Source organism: Labrys okinawensis, assembly GCF_047345005.1.
Classification (GTDB): domain Bacteria; phylum Pseudomonadota; class Alphaproteobacteria; order Rhizobiales; family Labraceae; genus Labrys; species Labrys okinawensis.
The window spans coordinates 6570942-6585782 of record NZ_CP178864.1; the positions used below are offsets into that span (position 1 = coordinate 6570942).

The window sequence follows — 14841 nt, forward strand, 5'->3', positions numbered from 1 at the left end:
AGAAATCGCGACTTGCTCTGGCCTACCTTACGCCGCCCGAGGCCACCAGCACTTCGCCCGTGAGCCAGCCGGAGTCGGCGGAGGCGAGGAACACGGCCACCGGCGTGATATCGCCGGGCTGGCCGATGCGGCCGAGCGGAGTCTGGGTCACGATCTGGCTTTCGAGTTCACCTCCGGCAAAGCCGCCCGCATGCACACCCTCGGTCTCGACCATGCCGGGATTGATCGAGTTCACCCGGATCTTCTTTGGCCCGAGTTCTTTCGACAGCACTTGGGTGATCGAGGTCACTGCACCCTTGGTGGCCGTATAGAGAGCGGTTTGCGGAAAGTTGAGATCGGTCGCGGCCGAACCGATGTTGATCACGCTGCCGCCCTCCGGTCCGAAATGCTTCTCGGCTTCCTGGGTCGCCAGGATGAGGCCAAGCACATTGATGTTGAACTGGCGGTGGAATTCGTCCTCCGTGATCGCCTCAAGTGGTGCGAAGGCATAGACGCCGGCATTATTCACCAGCACATCGAGCTTGCCATAGGCCTTTGCGGTCTCGGCGAACACGCGCTTGACGTCTCCTGTCTTGGAAACGTCGCCCTGTACCGCGATCGCGTTTCCGCCCTTGGCGGTGATCTCGGCGACGACCTTGTCGGCGCCCTCGCGGCTGGAAGCATAATTCACCACGACCGATGCGCCCTCGGCGGCGAGGCCCTTGGCTATACCCGCGCCAATGCCCTTTGAGGCGCCGGTGACCACGGCGACTTTGCCTGTCAGTTTGCTCATTCTCGTTCTCATTGTTCGGTGACGATGATTCGATAGTTAGATAATCATCTAAATGAAACAAGAGGTGCGGCCGCAGATTTTTTCAGCGCGTCATTCAGATCCTGGCAAGCTGGTCGAGATAGGCCGACAATACCTCGCGCTGCAGCACGAGCGTGGCATATTTGCCCTCGCGCAGGATCTCGATGAGACCCGCGTTCTCCAGTTCCTTCATGTGGTGGGACAGCGTTGCCGGGCTGATGGCATGGCATTGCTGCACGCCGGAGCAGGCGATCGTGCCCCCTGCGGCCGAGATCTCCTTGAGCATCTGGTAGCGGCGCGGCTCGGCGAGCGCGCGGGCGATCAGGGTGATCTGGCGGTCTGAGAGCTGCGTAACAGTGGCTATGGACATGATGCACCCTATATCGGTTTCACTGCCACCTTTGGCAAGGGAGCAACTTTTCCACACCGTTTCACCTTTCTTGACGCACTGCAGTGTCCAAGCGTCATTGTCAAAGCGCTTGGCTTCAGGAAAGACGCATCCAGGCTTCAGACAGGATCCTGGCCCACATCGCCGCAACACAGGAACCACGCGATGATCACGCTCTTCGCTTTCGGTCCGGTTTTCGGCTTGCCGGATATGAGCCCCTTCGTGACCAAGGCCCATCTTCTGCTCAAGCTTGCAGGCCTGCCCTATCAGGTCGACCGCAAGGGCTTTACCAGGGCGCCCAAGGGCAAGCTGCCCTATATCAATGACGCAGGGGAGATCGTCGCCGATTCCACCTTCATCCGCCTGCATATCGAACGCAAATACCGCGTCGATTTCAACCGCAACCTCGCACCCGAGCGCAGTGCGGCGATCTGGGCGCTGGAGAAGATGTGCGAGAATCATCTCTACTGGGCTGCCGTTCGCGAGCGCTGGATGAGGGAGGAGAATTTCGAGAAGATCGCCGCCCTCGTCTTCAGGCGAGTGCCGCCGCTGGTGCGTCCGGTTGTCAAGACGCTGGTGCGCCGCAAGATCCGAAAGGACCTGTACAGTCAGGGCCTCGGACGCCATTCCGAGCAGGAACTGGCCGAACTGGTCAAGCGTGACGTGGTCGCCATTGCGGCCCTTCTCGGCGATGCTCCCTGGCTCGGCGGCGGCCAGCCCTGCGGCGGCGATGCCACGCTCGGCGCCTTCGTGATCACCTGCCATACGCCGGAATTCACGACGGATGTAGGGCGCCTGATCGGCGAGCACGCCAATCTCTTGGCCTATAGGGAGCGCGTGCTCGCGGCTTATTTCGCGGATCTTACCGCGAATTAGGTGCTGGGAGCGCCCGCCATCATTCGGCCTTCTCCGTCCCCTCATTGTGCGCCATGACTTCCTTCGCTGTCCCTCTCCCCTTGCGCTACGCCCTTCGTGAACTCCGGGTCGGCATACGCGGCTTTGGCATCTTCCTCGCCTGCCTGGCGCTAGGTGTGATGGCGATCGCCGGCGTCAACGCCATTTCCACCGCCCTCACCGATGGCCTGAGAACGCAGGGGCGGGTGATCAATGGGGGCGACATCGAGTTCTCGCTGATCGGGCGCGAGGCCGACCCGCAGGAACTTGCCTTCTTCCGCAGCCAGGGCCGGCTTTCGGTGATCGCCGGCACACGCGCGATGGCCCGAACGGCCGATGGCCAGACCGCTCTGGTCGAGATCAAGGCCGTGGACGGCCTCTATCCCCTCCTCGGCACCGCCGGGCTTGCCGGCCGCAAGCCGCTCGACGAGACCATCGGCGGTGAGGGCACGCAGGTCCGTGCCGTGGCTGACCCGACCCTCTTCGCCCGCCTCAACCTGCAGCCCGGCGCCACCGTCAGCCTCGGCGCCCTCACGGTGACGCTGGCCGACCGGCTCACCAGCGAGCCCGACAAGCTCGCCGGCGGCATCGGCTTCGGCCCGCGCCTGATGATGACGCTCGACGCTTTCCGCACGAGCGGGCTGATCCAGCCAGGCTCCCTGATCCGCTGGCGCTATCGCCTGGAACTGCCGCCGGACGTTACGCCGGCGATGGCGAGCGACAGGGCACTGGCCGCCTTTCCCCAGGCCGGCTGGGAGATCCGCACGCGCGACGACGCCTCGCCGGACCTGCGTCGCGGCATCGACCGCTTCACCATGTTCATCGCCCTGGTCGGGCTCACCGCGCTGCTGGTGGGCGGGGTTGGCGTCGCCAACGCCGTGCGTGCCTTCGTCGAGCGCCAGCGCAACAGCATCGCCACCTTGAAGACACTGGGCGCCGGCTCGAACCTGGTCACATCGATCTATCTCACCCAGACCATGCTGCTGGCAGTCTTCGGCATTCTCATCGGCCTGGCGCTCGGCGCGGCGCTCCCCTTCATCATCGCCTATGGCTTCGCTGATTACCTGCCGCTGCCGATCACCCCGGTGATCAATCCGGCGGGCCTGGCGCTGGCCGCCGCCTATGGTGTGCTGACCGCCCTCGCCTTCTCGCTGCTGCCGCTCGGCCGTGCCCGCGAGATCGGTGTCTCCGCCCTTTTCCGCGACGCCATCGCGCCCAGCCGCCGCTGGCCCGAGCCGATGTTCCTGGTGCTGGCGGCGCTGCCGGTCGTGGCGCTCGTCGCCCTTGCCGTGGTTTTCGCCACCGACAGAAAGGTCGCGCTGGTCTATGTCGGCGCGGCACTCGGCGCCTTCATCCTGCTTCGCGCTGTCGCAAGCCTGCTGATGGCGCTTGCCCGCCGCCTGCCAAGGGCTCACAACACGCCGCTGCGCCTTGCCGTCACCAATATCCACCGCCCGGGCGCGGCGACGCCCTCCGTGGTGCTCTCGCTCGGCCTCGGCCTCTGCCTGCTGGTGACGCTCACGTTGATCGACGGCAATATCCGGCACCAGCTGTCCGCCGCCATACCGGACAAAGCGCCGAGCTTCTTCTTCGTCGATATCCGCCGCACCGATGCTCCGCGCTTCGAGGCCTTCCTCAAGAAGGCGGCGCCCGAGGCCAGCATCGAACGCGTGCCGATGCTGCGCGGGCGCATCGTGAGCGTCAATGGCACGCCGGTGGAGCAGGTCAAGCCGCCGCCGGATGTCGCCTGGGTGCTGAGCGGGGATCGTGGCGTCACCTTCGCCGACAAGATACCGGAAGGCTCCCGGGTGATTGACGGTCGGTGGTGGGATCCCGACTATGCCGGCCCGCCCCTGGTCTCGCTCGAGCAGGACATCGCCCGCGGCCTTGGCCTCAAGGTCGGCGATCCCATCGTGGTAAATGTGCTCGGCCGCAATGTCACGGCCACGGTGGGGGCGCTGCGCAAGCTGGAATGGCAGAGCTTCGGCATCAATTTCGTGCTGGTCTATTCGCCCAACACCTTCAAGGGCGCGCCGGTCACCGACATCGCCACCCTGACCTATCCCCATGGTGCCGACGATGCAGCCGAACTCGGGCTGCTCAAGCAGGTCGCCGACGCTTTCCCCATGATCACCACCGTGCGCATCAAGGATGCCCTGCAGAGCCTCGCGGAGCTTGCCGGCCAGCTTGCGGCGGCGATCCGGATCGCCGCTTCGATCGCCCTCATCGCCTCGATCCTTGTGCTGGCTGGGGCGCTCGCCGCCGGACAGAACAGCCGGCTCTACGATGCCGTGATCCTGAAGGTACTGGGTGCGACGCGCGGCAGGATCCTCCTCGCCTTCGTGCTGGAATATGGCCTGCTGGGCCTCGCCACCGCGATATTCGGCGTGATCGCCGGCACGGCCTGTGCATGGTTGATCGTGACCTACCTGATGAATTTCACCTTCACCTTCCTGCCGCTGCAAGCCCTGACGGCCGCTTTCGGGGCGCTGGTGCTGACGATCCTGTTTGGCCTGGCAGGGACATGGCGTATACTGCGACAGAAGCCGGCAGCGCATCTGAAGAGTCTTTAATCCTGGGATCGCAGGCATCCTTGCCTGCTCTTGGAAACGATGTGCGCGCAGGAGAGGAAGAAGCAGGCAGGGATGCCTGCGATCCCAGGAACGCGCCCAAAACAACATTGCGCGCAATTCACTTCACTGTTTTGGTGGGACACACTACATAAGGTTCAGCTTTCTGCGGCACATGCCGCACTTTTGGAGAGTCCGATGTCCTTCAATGATCCTCGCTACTCGGCCGGTACCGTCTCCGACGTGCGCGCCGGAGCACCGGCGATCGACCAAGGCCTGCGCGCCTTCATGCTCGCGGTCTACAACCACATGACCCTCGGCGTGGCCATCACCGGCCTCGTGGCGATCGGCGCCTATCTGGCGTCCGGCGTCGAGGTCAATGAGATGGGCAAGATCGTAGCGCTCAACTCGCTCGGCCTGCTGCTGTTCAACACGCCCCTGAAATGGGTCATCGCCATCGCGCCGCTGGCCATGGTGTTCTGGATGAATGTCGGCACCGAGGGCCGCTCGGTTCAGATGACGCGTGTCCTTTTCTACCTGTTCTCCGCGTTGATGGGCCTTTCGCTGTCGACCCTGTTCCTGGTCTACACGCACGGCTCGATCGCCCGCGTGTTCTTCGTCTCGGCGGCCAGCTTCGGTGCGCTTAGCCTCTATGGCTACACCACCAGGCGTGACCTGTCGGCGGTGGGGTCGTTCCTCGTCATGGGCCTGGTCGGCCTGCTGCTGGCCAGCGTGGTGAACCTGTTCTTCCCCTCGGGCATGCTGACCTTCCTCATTACCGTCGCCGGCGTCGGCATCTTCGCGGGCCTCACCGCCTACGACACCCAGATGCTGAAGTCGCTCTATGTCGAGAACGCCCGCAGCTTCAGCCGCGATGAGGGCGAGAAGCTCGCCGTGCATGGCGCGCTGACGCTCTATCTCGACTTCATCAACCTGTTCATCATGCTGCTGCGCCTCCTCGGCGACCGCCGCTAAAGCAAAACGCAAAAGCATTTGCGATTCTTGGCGGTCCAATCTGAGAGTAGAACGCGCTGATCGATGCAGGATCTTACGATCGCGCCGGTCGAGAGGGATGATATCCCTTCGATTGGCTGCATATACCGGGAGGCGGTGCGGCATGGCACCGCCTCTTTCGAATTGGACCCGCCCGATGACCAGGAAATGGCACGCCGCGCCGATATCCTCCTCGCCGGCGGGTTTCCTTATTTCGTGGCCCGGCGTGGCGGACGACTCCTCGGCTATGCCTATGCCGGCCCCTACCGTCCCCGCCCGGCCTATCGCTTCACCCTGGAAGATTCTGTCTATGTCGATCCGGCCGCCCACGGCCAGGGCATAGGCGGTTTGCTGCTCGCCCGCCTGATCGCGGAGAGCGAGCGGCTGGGCTTCCGCCAGATGATCGCCGTGATCGGCGACAGCGCCAATCAGGGCTCCATCGCCCTTCACCGCCGCCACGGCTTCCGCCACACGGGCGTGTTCGAGTCCGTGGGCTGGAAGCACGGCCTCTGGCTGGATTCAGTGCTGATGCAGCGGGAGTTGGGGGCGGGGGCGGCGAAGCCGGCATAAAGCTAGAGCGTTTTGCGATTTGACGGAACCGGCAAGAATCGCAAAGACGCGTCGAAACAAAGAGCTAGAGCAGAGAAGCGTTTACGCCTAAACGCGCTTTGCTCTAGGAGCGCGGACGTCCCTGCGACACTCTCTCGAATGTCGCTGGGACGTCCGTGCTTCGAAGTCAATCCCCTTCCCGCAACGCCCTGCGGATGATCTTCCCCGACGAGGTCATCGGCAAGGCATCCGCATAGGCGATCACCCGCGGATATTCGTGCGCCGAGAGGCGCTCGCGCACGAAGAGCTGCACGTCCCTGGTCAGTTCCGCCGATGGCGAAAAGTTCGGCTTCAGCACCAGGAAGGCCTTGACGATCTCGGTGCGCAGCGTGTCGGCCGCGCCGATCACCGCCGCCATGGCCACGGCCGGATGACGCATCAGGCAATCCTCGATCTCCCCCGGGCCGATGCGGTAGCCAGCCGAGGTGATGATATCGTCACTGCGGCCGATGAAGTGGAGATAGCCGTCCTCGTCTCGTCGCGCCTTGTCGCCGGTGAGGAGCCAGCCCTCCCGGAACTTGGCGGCGGTGGCCTTCTCATTGCGCCAATAATTCAGGAACATCACGGGATCGGGTGCCTTCACGACGATCTCGCCGATGTCGCCGGGCGCGCAAACCTGGCCCTCCTCGTCCTGGACCTCGACCTCATGCCCCGGCACGGACTTGCCGATGGCGCCAGGCCGGGAGATGCCGGCCTGGAAGCTCGAGCCCAGCACGAGATTGCACTCGGTCTGGCCGTAGAGTTCGTTGACGGGAAAGCCGAAGGCCTCCCGCGCCCATTCATAGGTGCCCGGTCCCAATGTCTCGCCGGCCGACATGATGCTGCGCAGATGCGTCCTGTAGACCTCGCCCGGCCGATGTGCCGCCTGCAGCATGCGCAGGGCCGTCGGCGGCAGGAAGGCGTTGCGCACCTTGAGATCCCGCAAGAGTGCCAGCACTTGGTCCACCGAGAACTTGGCGTGCAGGCCCGCGACCACGGGCACGCCCAGTGCCAGGCTCGGCAGCAGCACGTTGAGCAGACCGCCGGCCCAGGCCCAGTCCGCCGGCGTCCACATCACGTCCCCGGACTGGCCGAGGCCGGGATGGGCGAAGAGCAGGCCGGGGATATGGCCCGGTACCACGCGATGGCCATGGACGGCGCCCTTAGGTTGGCCGGTGGTGCCCGAGGTGTAGATCATCATGGCTGGATCGTCGGGCGTGGGGGCGACCGGCGTCAGTTCACCCTGTACCTTGGCGATCAAGCCCGAGAAATCGAGCGCCCCGCCTCCGGCGCCGTCGACGCTGATCAGCGTCTCGAGATCGGGCAGGTCGGATTCGATCTGACCGAGCTTGGCGAGGCCACCCTCGTCGAGCAGCACCACTTTGGCGCCGGAATCCCGCAAACGGTAGGCGAGTGCATCCGGCCCGAACAGCACGGCCAGCGGCAGCGAGATGGCGCCGAGCTTGGCCGTCGCGAGATGGGCGATCACCACGGCCGGCGACTGCGGCAGGAGGATCGCCACCCGATCGCCCTTGCCGACGCCGAGGCTTCGCAGTGCGAGAGCGAAGCGGTCGGAGGCTTCGCGCAGCGTGCCATAGCTGACACGCTCGCTGCCGCCACCCGGCAGCCGCCGCAGGATGGCCGTTCGATCAGGCTCGCGCTTCGCCCAGGCATCGCACACGTCGGCGCCGATATTGTAGCGCGCCGGCAGGCCCCAGCGGAACTCGCGGCGCAGCGTGGCGTAGTCTTTGAACAGGGGAGCAGCCATTCAGACTCAGTTCCCGAACAAGCCGCCGAGGACGCCCGTATCCGGCGGCCGGCGAACCACCCGCACCGTCGGACCCTCGCCGAAGATCGGCGTCTCATTCGCCGCCGGCGGGTCGCCCGCGACAACCATGGCCCAATAGACCGTGCCGCCCGACTGAGCAATGGCGATGCCGAAACGCGTGGCGCGCGGCAACAGCAGATTGGCATTATGGCCGGGGGAATTCTGCCACAGCCGCATCGCGTCGGGAACGTTGCGGGGGCCATAGGAGACATTTTCGCCGGCGCCATAGAGATTCGCCGTCCGGACACGATCGGAGAAGCTGCCGCCGACGGAATGGGAAAGCGCGTTATGCGCCGCCATGGCATTGGCCTGCGCCTGGGCAAAGGCGTTGAGACGTCCATCCAGAACCACGCCCGGCAGGCCCTTGCTGGAGCGATATCGCGCCAGCCAGTCGCGCGCAGCCGTGGCGCTGAAGGAGACCGGCCCGCGGGCATAGGAGCCCCTCTCCGGCGCCTGGCTCACGGTCATGCCGCAACTGCCGAGCCCCAGGCAGAGCAGCGCTGCCAATACCGCCTTGTAATATGACATGGTGATCTCCAATCAGGGCGCGCCGGGCGGCGTGGAGCCTGCCGCCGGTGCGGATGCTGGCGCCTCGGTCCTCTCCGCAAGCAACCTGGTGATCGCGGCGGACTGCAATTTCTCGTCGAAATGCACGACCACGGGGGCGGCCTCGGCCGCGCCCTGTGCCAGGAGGCGGATATTCTTGGCTCGGAAGGTCTTCAGGATACGGGTCAGCAGGTCGCTCCTCACGGCGGGCTGGGTTTCCATGCTGGCGATCATGCATTCCAGATGGAATTCGAGGCCCGAATCGATCTTGGCCAGATAGACGCGAGGCGGCGGCGTCGGCAGGATGCGCGGATCATCCTCCGCAGCACCGAGCATGGCCGCCTTGACGGCGTCGATGTCGCTCTCATAGGCGAGCGTGAGCACGAGGCGCAGGCGGCTCCAGGTATTGCCATAGACCCAGTTCTTCACCGAGCCGGTGATCAGGGTGGAATTGGGGATGATCAGCGTGGCGCGGTCAAAGGTCTCGATTTCCGTGGCGCGCACGCTGATGCGGCGCACATAGCCTTCCTCGCCAGCCGCGGCGATGATATCGCCGACCCGGATTGGACGCTCCGCCAGCAGGATCAGGCCTGACACGAAATTATTGATGATGGCCTGCAAGCCGAAACCGATGCCGACCGCAAGAGCGCTGGCGACATAGGCGACATTCTGGAGGCTGACACCCGTTTCCGCCAGCGAGAGGGAAATGGCCAGGATGACGCCGGTATAGCCGATGATGGTGGCAATGGAGTTCTGCAGGCCGGAATCGAAGGTGGTGCGCGGCAGCAGGGTGTTGCGCATCCAGCCATTGATCAGGCGTGTCAGCACCCAGATCACGCCAAACAGGATGACGCCGGCCAGGATCGAGGAGGGCGCGATCGTCATGCCGCCGACCTGGAAGCCAAAATAGGCCCGCTGCATCATCGGCCACAGATCGCCCGAATAGAAGCCGAACGGAATACCCAGTGTCAGCACGGCGGCGATCAGCATGAAGAAGCGTATGACGCCCGAAAGCAGGGTCGCGCTGAAGGCCACGTTCTTCGAGGTAATGCCAATCGCACTGGCGATGGCACGCCGTCGGTCGGCATCCGCCAGCAGGTTGTCTGTAAGGGACGAATCGACCAGCGTGGTCAACAGGTAGGTCGCGGCGATGATGCAGAGCAGCATCAGCGGCAGGCCGGCCACGGCCAGCGCCAGGATGTTGTAGCCGAGCACCAGGCAGACTGCCATGATCATCACGGCGACCCAGCTCATGGGGCGCAGGATGTCGAGCGTATTGATGTCCTCATCCGGCGGAACAGGCTGCCCGTCGACCACGGTCGGCGGCGCGCTACGCAGTCGGATCAGCAGCGAAGCCGTGATGATGATGAAGAGCATCGCCGTGATGCCGGCGCGCGCCTGGATCAGGGCCGCGTTGCCGTCCAACGACGAGCGGGGCACCATCGACTTGATGATGCCGTCGAACAGCACCGAAACGCCGAGCACCAGGGCGAGCCAGCTCATGCGCCGCCCGATGCGGCGCACCGCCCAGTCGCTGAGGGGCAGCATGCGCAACTCGGCATGCTCCTTCGCGAGGATGGCGCGCGACAGCGCCCACAGCCCGACGCCGATGAGGCTGGCGCGTATGAAATCCCAACCGACGTGTTCGATCACATCGCTCGGCAGCAGGTTGGAAAGATCGAAGGCGAGCACCCCGACAATGACAGCGCAGGGCAGGCCGAGCATGGTGTGAACGAGGGCGAGCACCGCGTCGAGCGAGGCGATATAGCGCCGCGACGTCTTCTTTTTCTTGGGCAACCGCGCCCGCCAACGCGTGATACGAAAGCGCAGGAACTGCGCCACCACGTAGCCGATCGCCACGGTCAGCAGGAAGAGCGCGATTGAGGTCGAATTGACACGGTGGGAGAAAAAGTCCATCGACCGGGTCACGGTGTCACCGGCCTTGTCGAACGTATCGGGCAGGCTGGCGATGACCGGTTTCCAGAAGGCCGCCGTGAAGATACTCTCCACGCGCCCGAAAAGCTGTCCGGTGATCAGCTCGCGCTGATGCTCGATGAGAGAGCTGGCAAGATCGTCCGCTCTGTTGCTCTGTGTCTGCGCACTGTTGACGACGTTCTGCAGCGCAGTGAGAAGCGAGCTTTCCTTGTCCCTTGTCGTCGCTGCGTCCCATCCCTCCGGGGGGTCGCCCGGCTTGAGGTCGGCGGGCATCCGCGCCTTGGACTGATCGCGCAGCGGGGTGACGGTCGACAGTACCGCAGCGAGATCGGCGCGCACCTTGTCGACCTTGCTCCGCTCGTCGATCAAGGTCTGCTGCACTTGGCCGGCAACCGTGATGCCGCTCAAGGCACCGATGCTTGCCTCTGTTTCGTCGAGGGCCCTTCGGTCGACGGCCACCGCCGCCTCGAAAGGCCGCGTCGTGATGGCGTTGATTGCGGTGTTGACCTGCCTGATCAACGCCTGCGTATCCGTCAAGAGAGTCCCCAACTGATCCAGCTGCCCCTGGGCGGCATCGCGCGCGCTGGCGACATCCTTGCTTTCGGGTGGCTCAGTCGCCTTGGGTTTCGGGCCGAGCTTGTCGAGATTGGCCCTGGCCGCCTCCCGCAACTGCGCCACGTTCGAAACCAGGCTGACGAGATCGGCCCGTGTCTTGTCGACACTCGGGCGCAGGGCCTGGACCTTCTGCTGGAGCTGCTCGTCGTCATCCTTGATCTCGGCCAGACGCGCGGCGACGTCGCCCAGTGCCTTGCGGTTCTGCGCCAGCGTCTGCTGCAGTGGCATGATGGCAAAGGAACCTGCCAGACCATCGGCCTGCGAAATCTGCTGGCGGACGCTGGTGAGAAGCTCGGCAAGTTTCTGATTGAGCGCCTGCTCCTTCTGGCGGGAATCAGCCTTGTCCTTGGCCTCCGGGGAATCGGAAGGTTTGGGCACCGGCCCGAGCTGGTCGATATTCGCCTGTGAGGCTTTCCGCGCCTGCCTGATGCCGTCTTCGAGTGCCCCTAGATCCTTGCGCGTCTTGTCGAGACTGTCCTTCAGGGTCTGCAGGGCCTCGACCGTGGTGGCATCGTCGCCCTTCAGGCCCTGCAGCGACTGGGCAATGTCATCCAGCGCCTTGTTGTCCAGCGTGAGCTCCTTCTGGAACTCAGCCACGGCGGCATCAGTCGCCTGCGCCCACGCCAAAGCCGGTAGGGCGAACAGGACGGCGAGCAAGGCCAACAGGGCAACAAGGCGAGAAACAAAACGAAGCATGGCGCGAAACTAGAGGTTGATGCGGCCAGATGGAAGAACATGCTGGCGGGAATATGGCTTCCCAGGAGCGCGGACGTCCGCTCTTGCAGGCAGGCTACCCGGCAAGCGCCCGCAGGCCGGGCTCGTCGAGCACCATGAAGCGCTCATGATCGAGCGGCCGGAAGCCGTAGCGCTCGTAGAAGCGCTTGCCTCCCTCATTGTCTTCGTTGATGTCGAGCCGCATGAAGCGGGCGCCCTTCGCCACGCCCCGGCGGGCGGCCTCCGCCATCAGCCTGATGCCGATGCCGTCATTGCGCCATTGCGGCCTGACGAAGAGATCGACCACGAAGACGCCATTGGCGCCGCGCCAGGTGGAATAAGTGTCCTGATGCACGAGATAACCGGCAAGCGCACCATCCGGCGCTTCCGCCACCAGGAGTGAGATCGTCGGCCTCGCCCCGAAGGCTTCGACACGCAGTCCTTCGGCGGTGATGCCTGCGGTGACGCCGAACAGAGCGGCAAGGTCGACCACCATGTCGGCGACCACCTCGCAGTCCTCGGGCTTGGCTGGGCGGATCCGCATCTCAGCGCGGCTTGATACCGATGATGGCGCGCGCCTCGTCCGGCGTCGCGATGGCGAGACCCAATTCCTCCAGTATGGTGCGGATCTTGGTGACCTGCTGGGCGTTCGAGGTGGCCAGTTCGCCTTTGCCGATCCACAGATTGTCTTCGAGGCCCACCCGTACGTTGCCACCCATGATGGCCGCCATGGTGCCGAGCGCCATCTGGTTGCGGCCGGCTGCCAGCATCGACCATTCGTAATCCTTGCCGAACAGCTTGTCGGCGGTGCGGCGCATATCGACCACGCTGTCGGGATTGGCGCCGATGCCGCCGAGAATGCCGAGCACGGTCTGCACGAAGAGCGGCGGCGTCACCAGCTTGCGGTCGAGGAAGTGGGCCAGCGTATAGAGGTGGCCGACATCGTAGCATTCGAACTCGAAGCGGGTTCCGAGCGGGCCCATCGTGGTGAGGATATGCTCGATATCGGCCAGCGTGTTCTTGAACATGCCGCTACGAGTGGCTTCGAGAAAGGGCACCTCCCAATCATGCTTCCATTCGCGCGGGCGGGAGAGCATCGGGTAGAGGCCGAAATTCATAGTGCCGAGATTGAGAGAGCACATCTCCGGCCGGAGCGTCGAAGGCCCCTTGAGGCGTTCCTCGATCGTCATGCGGGCCGAACCGCCGGTGGTGATGTTGACGATGGCGTTGGTGGCCTGGCGGATACGCGGCACGAACTGCTCGAATACGGCGACATCCGGCGTCGGGGCGCCCGTCTGGGGGTCGCGGGCGTGGAGATGCAGGATGGCGGCCCCCGCCTCGGCGGCGGCAAGCGCCGATTCGGCGATCTCGTCCGGCGTCACCGGCAGATAGGGCGACATCGACGGGGTATGAATGGATCCGGTGACGGCACAGGAAATAATGACTTTGTCGGCCAATGCTATGCTCCAATGTCGGTAAGGGCTCGGCGCAGGGATTTCGCCAGGCGCGTGGCAATTTCGGTCAGTTCGGCATCCGACGCATTGTAGGGTGGTGCCATGATGATCGTGTCGCCCCTGATGCCGTCCACATTCCCACCCGAGGGATAGCAGATCAGGCCATTGGCGAGGGCACGCGATCGGATCTTGAGATAGAGAGCTTTCTCGGCCGCAAACGGCTCCTTGCTGCCACGATCCTGCACGATCTCGATGCCGGTGAAAAAGCCGCGGCCGCGGATGTCTCCGATCTGGGGAATACCGCTGAGGGCGTCGGCCAGCGTCTGCTTGAACGCCTCACCCTTCACGCGCACGCGCTCGACCAGCCCCTCGCGCTCGACGATACGCTGGACGGCGACACCCGCCGCGCAAGCTGCCGTATGCCCGGTGAAGGTGTGGCCTGTCTGGGGGCCGCCATCGACGGCCTGGATCGGCCCTGCGACCCTGTCGGAGTAGATGGCGGCGCCGAGCGGCAGATACCCTCCCGCGAGACCCTTGGCCACCGTCATGATGTCGGGGAAGACGCCGTCATGTTCCAGCGCCCGCCAGGTGCCGCAGCGGCCGGCGCCGCACATCACCTCGTCGGCGATGACGAGGACGCCATGGCGGTCGCAGATTTCGCGCACGCGCTTCGCATAGCCTGGAGGTGCCGGCACCACGCCGCCGGCGGCGCCCACCACTGGCTCGAACACATAGGCGGCCACGGTCTCCGGCCCCATCTCCAGGATCTTGTCCTCGAGCTCCTGCGCGCAATGGCGCCCGACATCCTCGGGCGCGACACCGGCAGGCGGGCGGTAGGCATTGGCGGGCGACAGGCGCGGCACCTCGATCAGTGCACCCTCGAAGGACAGGCGCCGCTCGCGAAAGCCGGAAAGCGCAAGGGCGCCAAGCGTGTTGCCATGCCAGGAGCGCTCGCGCGAGATGAAGCGGCGGCGGCTCATCTCGCCCCGGCAGGCATGGTATTGCAGCGCGAGCTTGAGGGCCGATTCCACGGCCTCAGAGCCGCCACAGACGAACACCATCTGCTTCAGCGTGCCGCCGCAGAGCCGGCCGATGCGTTCGGTCAGCTCTTCCAGCGGATCGGAGGTGAAATTATAGCGATAGCCATGGGCGATGCGATCGAGCTGGTCCTTGATCGCCTGGTTGACCTCCTCATTGCCATGGCCGAGACAATAGACGGCAGGTCCGCCTGAACCATCGAGATAGCGGTTGCCATCGACATCGGTAATGACAAGACCCTTGCCCCAGGCGATCTTCGGCAAACGCGCCGCCGCGACCGAGGTCGACTCCGCCACTGCCTCACTCATTCGTTCCTCCCGCCCAGGTTTTATGGAAGGCCGGAGTGGTGAGCGTCAAGGAACATGCTCCCGGACGGCAACGCGATCACATTGTGCTCCGTGCCGGGCTGATGCATGCTGGAGCGAATCATGAAAAAGAGGCGCGTCGAAGTGCTCCATCGTCCAAAGCGTTTTGCGATCTGATGGAAT

At 64.6% G+C, this 14841-nt stretch carries 12 protein-coding genes; 4 read left to right on the plus strand and 8 right to left on the minus strand.

Features of this window, described 5'->3' with window-relative positions:
* Positions 1 to 22 precede the first annotated feature (22 nt).
* On the minus strand, positions 23 to 772 hold the full coding sequence (locus tag ACMDCR_RS30480) for an SDR family NAD(P)-dependent oxidoreductase (RefSeq protein WP_413990203.1): 750 nt from the start codon (positions 770 to 772) through the stop codon (positions 23 to 25).
* 94 nt (positions 773 to 866) lie between these two features.
* Positions 867 to 1160, minus strand: coding sequence for an ArsR/SmtB family transcription factor (locus ACMDCR_RS30485; protein WP_413990204.1), 294 nt, complete (start codon positions 1158 to 1160; stop codon positions 867 to 869).
* Between the two features lie 183 nt (positions 1161 to 1343).
* On the opposite strand from ACMDCR_RS30485, the gene ACMDCR_RS30490 reads away from it, so the two are divergent.
* The 4 genes from ACMDCR_RS30490 to ACMDCR_RS30505 all read left to right on the plus strand — a co-directional run bounded on the left by ACMDCR_RS30490 (position 1344) and on the right by ACMDCR_RS30505 (position 6205).
* The gene (locus ACMDCR_RS30490; protein ID WP_413990205.1) at positions 1344 to 2054 is read left to right on the plus strand and encodes a glutathione S-transferase family protein; all 711 of its coding nucleotides are present in this window, start codon (positions 1344 to 1346) and stop codon (positions 2052 to 2054) included.
* A gap of 53 nt (positions 2055 to 2107) precedes the next feature.
* Positions 2108 to 4645 carry an ABC transporter permease gene (locus ACMDCR_RS30495; protein WP_413990206.1) on the plus strand — a complete coding sequence of 846 codons (2538 nt, stop codon included), beginning with the start codon at positions 2108 to 2110 and terminating at the stop codon, positions 4643 to 4645.
* 195 nt (positions 4646 to 4840) lie between these two features.
* A complete protein-coding gene (locus ACMDCR_RS30500; protein WP_413990207.1) occupies positions 4841 to 5617 on the plus strand; it encodes a Bax inhibitor-1/YccA family protein in 777 nt (258 codons plus the stop codon).
* A 63-nt stretch (positions 5618 to 5680) separates the two neighbouring features.
* Complete coding sequence (locus tag ACMDCR_RS30505; RefSeq protein ID WP_413990208.1) at positions 5681 to 6205, plus strand: N-acetyltransferase family protein; 525 nt, start codon at positions 5681 to 5683, stop codon at positions 6203 to 6205.
* Positions 6206 to 6371: 166 nt separating this feature from the next.
* Here the strand turns inward: ACMDCR_RS30505 and ACMDCR_RS30510 are convergent, their stop codons facing one another.
* The 6 genes from ACMDCR_RS30510 to ACMDCR_RS30535 form a co-directional block, all read right to left on the minus strand.
* Positions 6372 to 7991, minus strand: a complete 1620-nt coding sequence (locus ACMDCR_RS30510; protein WP_413990209.1) for an acyl-CoA synthetase — start codon at positions 7989 to 7991, stop codon at positions 6372 to 6374.
* 6 nt (positions 7992 to 7997) lie between these two features.
* Positions 7998 to 8579 (minus strand): CAP domain-containing protein, encoded by a 582-nt coding sequence (locus tag ACMDCR_RS30515; RefSeq protein ID WP_413990210.1) that lies wholly within the window; start codon positions 8577 to 8579, stop codon positions 7998 to 8000.
* 12 nt (positions 8580 to 8591) lie between these two features.
* Positions 8592 to 11843: a DUF3772 domain-containing protein gene (locus ACMDCR_RS30520; RefSeq protein ID WP_413990211.1), complete on the minus strand. Its 3252-nt coding sequence runs from the start codon at positions 11841 to 11843 to the stop codon at positions 8592 to 8594.
* 94 nt (positions 11844 to 11937) lie between these two features.
* The gene (locus tag ACMDCR_RS30525) at positions 11938 to 12405 is read right to left on the minus strand and encodes an N-acetyltransferase family protein (protein WP_413990212.1); all 468 of its coding nucleotides are present in this window, start codon (positions 12403 to 12405) and stop codon (positions 11938 to 11940) included.
* 1 nt (position 12406) lies between these two features.
* A complete protein-coding gene (locus ACMDCR_RS30530; RefSeq protein WP_413993770.1) occupies positions 12407 to 13261 on the minus strand; it encodes a 3-keto-5-aminohexanoate cleavage protein in 855 nt (284 codons plus the stop codon).
* Between the two features lie 59 nt (positions 13262 to 13320).
* Positions 13321 to 14661: an aspartate aminotransferase family protein gene (locus ACMDCR_RS30535; protein WP_413990213.1), complete on the minus strand. Its 1341-nt coding sequence runs from the start codon at positions 14659 to 14661 to the stop codon at positions 13321 to 13323.
* Positions 14662 to 14841 lie beyond the last annotated feature (180 nt).

Bases quoted from the DNA above. Each gene is read 5' to 3' on its own strand.
- ACMDCR_RS30480 (WP_413990203.1), bottom strand. From the start codon at position 772: ATGAGCAAACTGACAGGCAAAGTCGCCGTGGTCACCGGCGCCTCAAAG.
- ACMDCR_RS30485 (WP_413990204.1), bottom strand. From the start codon at position 1,160: ATGTCCATAGCCACTGTTACGCAGCTCTCAGACCGCCAGATCACCCTG.
- ACMDCR_RS30490 (WP_413990205.1), top strand. From the start codon at position 1,344: ATGATCACGCTCTTCGCTTTCGGTCCGGTTTTCGGCTTGCCGGATATG.
- ACMDCR_RS30495 (WP_413990206.1), top strand. From the start codon at position 2,108: ATGACTTCCTTCGCTGTCCCTCTCCCCTTGCGCTACGCCCTTCGTGAA.
- ACMDCR_RS30500 (WP_413990207.1), top strand. From the start codon at position 4,841: ATGTCCTTCAATGATCCTCGCTACTCGGCCGGTACCGTCTCCGACGTG.
- ACMDCR_RS30505 (WP_413990208.1), top strand. From the start codon at position 5,681: ATGCAGGATCTTACGATCGCGCCGGTCGAGAGGGATGATATCCCTTCG.
- ACMDCR_RS30510 (WP_413990209.1), bottom strand. From the start codon at position 7,991: ATGGCTGCTCCCCTGTTCAAAGACTACGCCACGCTGCGCCGCGAGTTC.
- ACMDCR_RS30515 (WP_413990210.1), bottom strand. From the start codon at position 8,579: ATGTCATATTACAAGGCGGTATTGGCAGCGCTGCTCTGCCTGGGGCTC.
- ACMDCR_RS30520 (WP_413990211.1), bottom strand. From the start codon at position 11,843: ATGCTTCGTTTTGTTTCTCGCCTTGTTGCCCTGTTGGCCTTGCTCGCC.
- ACMDCR_RS30525 (WP_413990212.1), bottom strand. From the start codon at position 12,405: ATGCGGATCCGCCCAGCCAAGCCCGAGGACTGCGAGGTGGTCGCCGAC.
- ACMDCR_RS30530 (WP_413993770.1), bottom strand. From the start codon at position 13,261: ATGTCGCCCTATCTGCCGGTGACGCCGGACGAGATCGCCGAATCGGCG.
- ACMDCR_RS30535 (WP_413990213.1), bottom strand. From the start codon at position 14,661: ATGAGTGAGGCAGTGGCGGAGTCGACCTCGGTCGCGGCGGCGCGTTTG.